At 62.6% G+C, this 6,895-nt stretch carries 7 protein-coding genes; 3 read left to right on the top strand and 4 right to left on the bottom strand.

The genetic code is table 11. The annotated features are described in order from the left end of the window. The first annotated feature begins 539 nt into the window (after nucleotides 1-539). Nucleotides 540-902 (top strand): hypothetical protein, encoded by a 363-nt coding sequence (locus FV230_RS22285; RefSeq protein ID WP_147728208.1) that lies wholly within the window; start codon nucleotides 540-542, stop codon nucleotides 900-902. A 53-nt stretch (nucleotides 903-955) separates the two neighbouring features. On the opposite strand, the gene FV230_RS22280 is transcribed toward FV230_RS22285, so the two are convergent. Next, nucleotides 956-2,218: a glycosyltransferase gene (locus FV230_RS22280; protein WP_147843955.1), complete on the bottom strand. Its 1,263-nt coding sequence runs from the start codon at nucleotides 2,216-2,218 to the stop codon at nucleotides 956-958. Nucleotides 2,219-3,024: 806 nt separating this feature from the next. On the opposite strand from FV230_RS22280, the gene FV230_RS22275 reads away from it, so the two are divergent. Together FV230_RS22275 and FV230_RS22265 are read left to right on the top strand one after the other, a co-directional pair. Continuing rightward, the gene (locus FV230_RS22275) at nucleotides 3,025-3,267 is read left to right on the top strand and encodes a 3',5'-cyclic-nucleotide phosphodiesterase (RefSeq protein ID WP_147728215.1); all 243 of its coding nucleotides are present in this window, start codon (nucleotides 3,025-3,027) and stop codon (nucleotides 3,265-3,267) included. A gap of 731 nt (nucleotides 3,268-3,998) precedes the next feature. Further along, entirely contained in the window at nucleotides 3,999-4,187 is a 189-nt protein-coding gene (locus FV230_RS22265) for a hypothetical protein (protein WP_147728211.1), read from the top strand. A gap of 445 nt (nucleotides 4,188-4,632) precedes the next feature. On the opposite strand, the gene FV230_RS29890 is transcribed toward FV230_RS22265, so the two are convergent. The 3 genes from FV230_RS29890 to FV230_RS22250 all read right to left on the bottom strand — a co-directional run bounded on the left by FV230_RS29890 (nucleotide 4,633) and on the right by FV230_RS22250 (nucleotide 6,879). Beyond that, nucleotides 4,633-4,866, bottom strand: coding sequence for a hypothetical protein (locus FV230_RS29890; protein ID WP_187275585.1), 234 nt, complete (start codon nucleotides 4,864-4,866; stop codon nucleotides 4,633-4,635). Nucleotides 4,867-5,306: 440 nt separating this feature from the next. Beyond that, nucleotides 5,307-5,489 (bottom strand): hypothetical protein, encoded by a 183-nt coding sequence (locus FV230_RS22255; protein WP_147728213.1) that lies wholly within the window; start codon nucleotides 5,487-5,489, stop codon nucleotides 5,307-5,309. A gap of 584 nt (nucleotides 5,490-6,073) precedes the next feature. Next, nucleotides 6,074-6,879 (bottom strand): IS5 family transposase gene (locus FV230_RS22250; protein ID WP_147843953.1). Its coding sequence is split into 2 segments (ribosomal slippage): nucleotides 6,074-6,549 and nucleotides 6,549-6,879, totalling 807 coding nucleotides; the frame shifts between segments, so codons are not numbered across the junction. Nucleotides 6,880-6,895 lie beyond the last annotated feature (16 nt).

Raw genomic sequence — 6,895 nt, 5'->3', positions numbered from 1 at the left:
TCTTCACGTAGCTGGATCGCGCGACGGACTGCCTCCGTCGTGGTGGCGCTTCCATGAAGAACCTGGCCCATAGCGCATCCCTCGCAGCATGGTGGTCAACCGTACCACCACACCGCGGGATCAAACACCTAGTGATCGGGCTCAGTCAACACCGTAAGCTCGATGCATCATGGGAGGCGTCGCGCCCTTTCCGCCTGGGGCTGGTCGATCTGAACTACCCGGCCGCGACGGCACAGTTAGCGACAACCAATGGGTGTAGTCGCTCCACGACCAGCCCCGATCATCCTCTGGGTGAACTCCCTCGCCGCGGATGTCGGCGCGGATGATATGCATTTCGAACTTCGCAGCTGCACCTTGCCCGATCCATAGGCCCGCGACGAACCGCTGACCGTCCCGCGGCGCAGTTTTCATACCCTGCCAGATCACGATTTTCCCCGGTTTGCCTTGGTTCGACGGACCAACGAATTATTGAAGGCGAAGGTCCGCCATGTTTCCGGAAGCAATCTCGACATAGGCACTCCAGCGGCTATTTTACTCGAATGCGTTATGTCCTCGCCGCCTTCGCCACGATCCTGACGGCCGGCGTTTGCACGGCCGCGCCAACCAACGACGGGCAGCGAGCCGAGAAGATCGACGGGCTGGTGCGCATCGTCGGCGCACAGGCTGGCATCGTCCTTCACTGCCGGCAGTTCTATGCGATCGACGACAAGGTGTCGGACGGTTTATCTAGCACCGTACGGCCTACACTCGATCAAAGCCTTGGGCAGAAGCAGGCACAGGCCGCTGTCGACAATGAGGGCAAGCGCCTCGCGCAGGAAATCGCGGAGGTCGGCCCAGAGCGCTGGTGTGCCGACCAGCGGAGCATCCTGAACACAGAGGGCGTCCGCGTTTTTCTGGACTGATCGTTTGGCGACCGCTGGTGCGGATCAGCGGAAGCAGGAAACATCGACTCACGTCAGCGTCCCCCAACTTGGAGCCCACCTGCCCGCTCAATCGCGTCGCAAGCCTCGCCAATGCCGTCATCGGCCGCGGCCCGGATGCGTAGTAACTGACACGCCGCCGCCACGTCATGACTGGCGAGTAGGCGTCCGAGCACTCGCGCGCCGCGGGCGGGGGTGAAGCGACGGCGCGACAGGCTGGTGCCCACGCCGAGGGCTTTAAGCCGGTGCGCCTCGTCGAAATGATTGAACGCCACCGGCACAATGAGCTGCGGTACACCAGCCCGGAGCCCCAACGCCACGGTGCCGATACCGCCGTGATGGATCAAGGCGGCCGCGTGCGGCAGCAGAGCTGTCAGCGGGGCGTAGGGCACGTGAATTACACCCGGCGGCAGGTTCGATGGAACCTGTCCGGTCTGAGGCGCCAGGAATACGCCCCGGCGGCCCATCCGCCGGCAGATCCGCATGGCCGTCTCGAAGAACGAGCGCCCCTGCCGCATGCCCGAACCGTAGGTAAAGACCAGCGGCACCGACCCGGCACGCAGGAAGGCGACAAGGTCCTCCGGAAGCTCCGGGGTGTCGCCAAGTCGGTCGGCAGTTGGGAACCCGACCTGAAGGGCGTGGGCTGGCCAATCCTGCTGCTGCGGCGCGTACCAGCCGGGAAACATCAGAATGAGGGTCGGCGCAAGGTTCCACCAGTGGCGTAGCCGCTGCACCGGCGGCAGGCCGAGGGTGCCCCGGAAGGCGTTCAGAATGGGGAGTGCTGCGGGGCCAATCACGTAGCGGTCAGCCCCCCTGCCGATCCAATGGCGGAGCCTCGCCGGCAGGAGGCGCGGCAACGGCAGGCCGGGCAGGCGCGGCGGCGCATAACGGCTTTCCATTAGGAACGGCGTCACGTGGACCACCACGACGGGTAGCGCGAGTTTGTCCTGCGCAACGCGGGCGCCGAGACCGAGGGTGGAAGCGACCACGACGCTTCCACCCGTCGCCTGTGCGGCGGCAAGCCAGCGATAGGTCGGCTCAGCCAGCGAGGCGACAGCCTCGAACATGGTCTGAACGCCGCGCCATGGGCGCCACAGGTTCGGTGTGCCGATGAGGCGATCGTACTCGGCTTGCGTGCACAGTGCATGGAACGAGAGCCCTGCTCGCACGGCCGAGGCCGCGAACGGAGCAGGCGCGGCGAGCGTGACCGCGTGACCGCGGAGCGCCAGCTCGACGCCGATCGCCACCATGGGAAGAACGTCACCATGGGTGCCGACCGCTATGATTTGAACACGCACGCGAACTTAGGACCGAGGCTCTAGTCCGCCCACATCGCGATGAGCGAAAAGGAACTGGCGAGCGCGAAGGTGCCCGCCGCGAGGGACGCGATCAAGAACATAGGAAAAGCCTCGAACGCCGAACGGCGCTGCTTCCTCAACTCGGCAGGGCAAGCTCGGGTTCGGGGACCGACTGCTTGGTGGTTCCGAATTGACCGCGTTGTGCCAAGCCGTGAAGCCTTGGGCCGGATCGATCACGTAAAGGTCGGCGGTGCGGGGAACAGGAACCATTGGCACCGGCTTACAGCCTGCTCAAAGGTTATCCCATGCGTACGAAAATCCTGCTCGCTGCCTTCGCCGTAGCGACTGCTACCACAGCGTACGGAGAGGAAGCGCGCCTCGACGTCCCAATCATGATTGCGGGCCAGATCGGCAAGGACGCCTGCCTCAACACAGGGCCGCGTGACGGATCTGGCTGATCAGCCCGATGGAGTGATCCCAGTTCGAAGCGGCCCTGGCGAGAACGAGCCTTTCAGAGAGATCGATCGCCTTCGCGGCGCCCAACCGGTCCTGGTGTGCGAGCATCTCGGTGGATGGTTGGGCATCGTCTACGGCGCCGATACAACGAGCTGCCGCACCTACGCCGTCCTTCCAGTGAGCCAAGAGTATACCGGCCCCTGCCAGCGGGGATGGGTGTTATCGCGCTTTATTGGAGCCGGTAGTTCACGGTGACCCGTCGGCAAGTTCCAGATCATGGAAAAGATATAAAGCGGAGCCGTTTCGATCGGCCCGACGTTCCATGCGCATACTCTCAGTTGGATAGCATGATGCGCGCTCTCGCTCTCACCCTCGCTTTCGTCCTCACTGCCGCACCGGTGCTCGCCGCGTCTGAGTCGAAGCGCGGCAACGCAGACCTGAAGAAGTACTGCACCGGGGACGCGTTGAAGCTCTGCAGTGGCATCGACTCCGACGATCCCGCGATGGATGCGTGCTTCAAAAAGAACCGTAGCAATCTCACAGAGAACTGCCGCCGCGCGATCGACGCTTATGCAGGCTCGGGCGGGAAGTAGGAGGGCTGGATGTCCCGAACCATCGTAGTCGCGCTTCTTTGCCTCACCATGACGAAGACAGCCTTGGCGCAAAGCGAACCAATCCAGAGCCCACAGGATGCGGCTTGCCGAGATGAAGCGAAAGCCCAAGTGTTCAGTGCTCGAAACCCAAAAGGCCTGAGCCTCTACAACCTCGGTGCTCAGATCTATCGGGATTGTATGAGGCGCAATCAGGCGTCGGGAGATCGGACACGGCGTCAACGAGCGCCGTGACCGTCCTCGCGGGTAGGACCCAGGTTTCCGTTGCGGCGGAGGGGGCGCTGAAAAGCACCTCCTTCTCCAAGCTGAGAAACATCAGCGGCTGACACCCAACCCCGCGTACTCCCCCGTTACTTCTAGTCAGCGGCTGACAGGTTGAGCTGGCGCAGGTGCCAGATCCACACAGCTTGACTCTTGCTCTGTCAGCGCGTGTGCGCACGACGTCGGCCTTGAGTCGGGTCATGAGAGCACGTGATTGTGCCGGCCGGAGAGTAGGAAGCGGATCGGGGGGGGCCTGCTGACTGCGGGTGCATCGCGCATCACACCTCGGGTTCCCACTGTGTCTGGCTGGTTACAGCGGTCAACGGTGGTATCTCGTATCTTGAATACAGTTCGTGCCTGAGACCACGAACGCACCTATGGCGCGCCCTCAACCGGCGCGCCTTTTTCGTTTGTGGCGTATGAAGTAGGCCGAACGCTAAAGGCAAAGAGCGATGCGCAAGCGCGAACAACCCGATAGGGTCCGTGACGCCCTGGTGATCGTCTGCGGCGGCATCATCGGCGTGGCCTTCATTGTCGAATTGAAGTTCATCCCGCCGTATAATCCGACCGCGGCCATATTCATAGTGCTGGGTGCTGCTCTGATAGCTACCGCTGCCACGCTACACTTTTCGCGGCGGTGATCCGTGTAGCTGCCCCCCCCTTAACCTTCGACAACAGGACCAAGCGAGCCTCCTGCTAGAGACTATCTCCGCCGCTTGTCCGCTTCCTCTCCAATCACCGCCTCAACCGCCGCGATAGCGTTGAGGGCTCAACCGGCTAGGAGGTGTACGTGACGCGATGATAGTGAACAACAAGCTACTTACAAAGGCGAAATGCATAGTCTGAAAAAACTAATAATATGCCCTTGCTAAAATGAAGTTAGCCAGACAACCATATGTTATATTTTTATCGAGCCGAGAGTGTTTATAGGTCCGCAGCTCATTCTATCCACATTGGATATTTGTTATGTTTCAAGGTTTGCGGCGTACTTGCCTAATTCTAGCGTTGCTTGCCTTAAGTTCAGTCATAGCCGTAAGTGTGGCTCTACCGGCATGGGCAGCGTTACCAAGCACTGTCCGTGTGATTTTACAAAAGGGGCGTCAGTACAATCCAGCTGACTTGTTCCTGCATCGAGGCGATACACTCACCTTCGTCAACGGAGATGATGTTGCCGTCCACCACGCCTTCATTGAAGCGGATCGGTTCACTTTCGACGGGGGTGACCAGGAGCCCGGTACTAATCGCACGCTGACGTTGACCGAGGCAGGCGACTTTGTGATCCGATGTGGCATCCACCCCAAAATGAAGCTGACCATCCACGTTCAGTGAGCATCCGCCGCGGGGAGGGCGCGGTGGTGGACGCCTTCGAGAACACCGACACGGGCAAGGCACGGACGAGATGAACGGCTAACCGGACAGGGCGCGCATGGAGCGAAGCTGTAGCTCACGCCGGGCCTGCTCCTTAACCTCCTCGCGGACCGCGGGGCTGTCGATCTTCCGAAGAAGGCTTTCCTTCGTGTGTCCTTCGAACGGACGAGGGGCCTGCCAGCGGCGGCGCACCATTTCAGTGATGGAGTCTGTCAGCATATCGTCCGTCTTGGCAATTCGGCCAAGCTTCGCGGAGCGGTAGTAAGCGACCCTATTTGAAGGGGCAAGCAGGGCCGCCGCAGCGGATCGGGCAGACCTGCTGGCTGCTGATGCAGCATGGCTCATGGTAGGCGAGACAGGTTGCCGAAGAATGACCCCTCACGTCGCCGGCTCTACCGGTCCTGCCGACCCTGTTCCTCGTCGGCAACTGCTTCCACTGCCGCAATGGCGTTCTCAAGCTCGGCGATCTGCCTCAGGACGCTCGTGGCCGGCAATATCTCGTGGTCGGCCGCTGCCAGGATCATCGCCCGCTGATGGGCCTTGAGACGGTCTAGGAGGGCGTCGAGCTTGTGCATGGTGCGCTGTAGCGAGGCGTGCTTCCCTCGACAACATGGTACCCGCCAGCAGCTCTCAGTGCGTGTGGTGTGATACGCCTACTCCTACCGTGCTCCTTACCGTGACGCTGCTGTACCTTACCGTGCACGACCGTAGCCTTGCCGCGGAGCTGTGATGGCCCTCACCAAGCGGGCCACAGGGAGCCACACGTTGCCACAATAGGACCAGCGAAAGCCCACCATTCGAGAGTAATCACACCACACGCACTGAGGCTGGTTTGCCCCTGCCCATCACTGAGCTGCCGACAATCCATAGTCCGCCAACAAGCCTGCACCGGCACCGAACCGCGACAGGATCAGGGTGGGCACTTCTGCTCGCACCCGCGACGCGCTGCTCTCGAACAACCACCGGGCCTTCGCTGCGCCGACACAGCCAACAGGGGCGCGCTGCCCGACTTTGGCGCCATAGGTCCCTGCAACGGCCAACAGGCCGTCGGTGTGACTGAATTGGGGGATGACATCACGGACGGCGATAGGGCTGACGTAGGGTAAACGACTGATTTTCAGACACACAAGCCAGCTGGTTTCGACCCGACTTAGAGCGCCTAACAGAACCGCCTGATTTGGTTGAGGGTGATGAGACTGGCGGCGAGGTTGGTGAAGGCCTCGTAGATGTCGGCGCGGCGCTCGTAGCGTACGGGCAGGCGTCGGAAACGGTTGAACCAGGCATGGGTGCGCTCGACTACCCAACGGTGACGCCCAAGCTTCTCGCTGCTGTCGATCCCGCGCCGAGCGATGCGAGGGACGATCCCACGGGCGCGGCACTCCTGGCGACGGGCACGGGCGTCGTAGGCCTTGTCGGCATGAAGCTTGTGGGGACGGCGGCGTGGGCGACCGCGCCGGCCGCTGCCCACGGGCGGGATCGCATCGAGGGTCGGGGCCATCATCACGCTGTCGTGGCGGTTGGCCCCCGTGAAGGTCAGGCCGAGGGGCGTGCCGCGGGCATCGACGACGAGGTGGCGCTTGGTGCCCGGTTTGCCGCGATCCGTCGGGTTCGGGCCTGTGGCAGAGCCCCTTTTTTCGCCGGGACAGACGCGCTGTCCAGGCTGGCCCGGCTCCAGTCGAGCTGGCCGACTTCGTAAAGTCGCCCCAGCAGCACCTGATGCAGGCGGATCCAGACGCCCGCCGCCTGCCAGTCCCGCAGGCGGCGCCAGCACGTCATGCCCGAGCCACAGCCCATCTCGGCCGGCAGCATCTCCCAGGGCAATCCAGAGCGCAGCACGAACAGGATGCCTGTCAGGGCCGCCCGGTTCTTGATAGGCCGTCGACCGCCTTTCGGACGGGGTCGGGGAGGCGGAAGCAGCGGGGCGATCTCGTCCCAGAGATCGTCGGGAAGAAGTGCGCGGGCCATGAAACACCAACGCACA

The sequence above is a fragment of the Methylobacterium sp. WL6 genome (assembly GCF_008040095.1).
Taxonomy (GTDB): domain Bacteria; phylum Pseudomonadota; class Alphaproteobacteria; order Rhizobiales; family Beijerinckiaceae; genus Methylobacterium.
Note: the sequence above shows the minus strand (reverse complement) of the source record. Positions and strands in the feature narration are given on the sequence as shown.

What these genes read in the sequence shown, in the direction of transcription:
- FV230_RS22285 (WP_147728208.1), top strand. Translation starts at nt 540, where the DNA reads ATGCGTTATGTCCTCGCCGCCTTCGCCACGATCCTGACGGCCGGCGTT.
- FV230_RS22275 (WP_147728215.1), top strand. Translation starts at nt 3,025, where the DNA reads ATGCGCGCTCTCGCTCTCACCCTCGCTTTCGTCCTCACTGCCGCACCG.
- FV230_RS22265 (WP_147728211.1), top strand. Translation starts at nt 3,999, where the DNA reads ATGCGCAAGCGCGAACAACCCGATAGGGTCCGTGACGCCCTGGTGATC.
- FV230_RS22255 (WP_147728213.1), bottom strand. Translation starts at nt 5,489, where the DNA reads ATGCACAAGCTCGACGCCCTCCTAGACCGTCTCAAGGCCCATCAGCGG.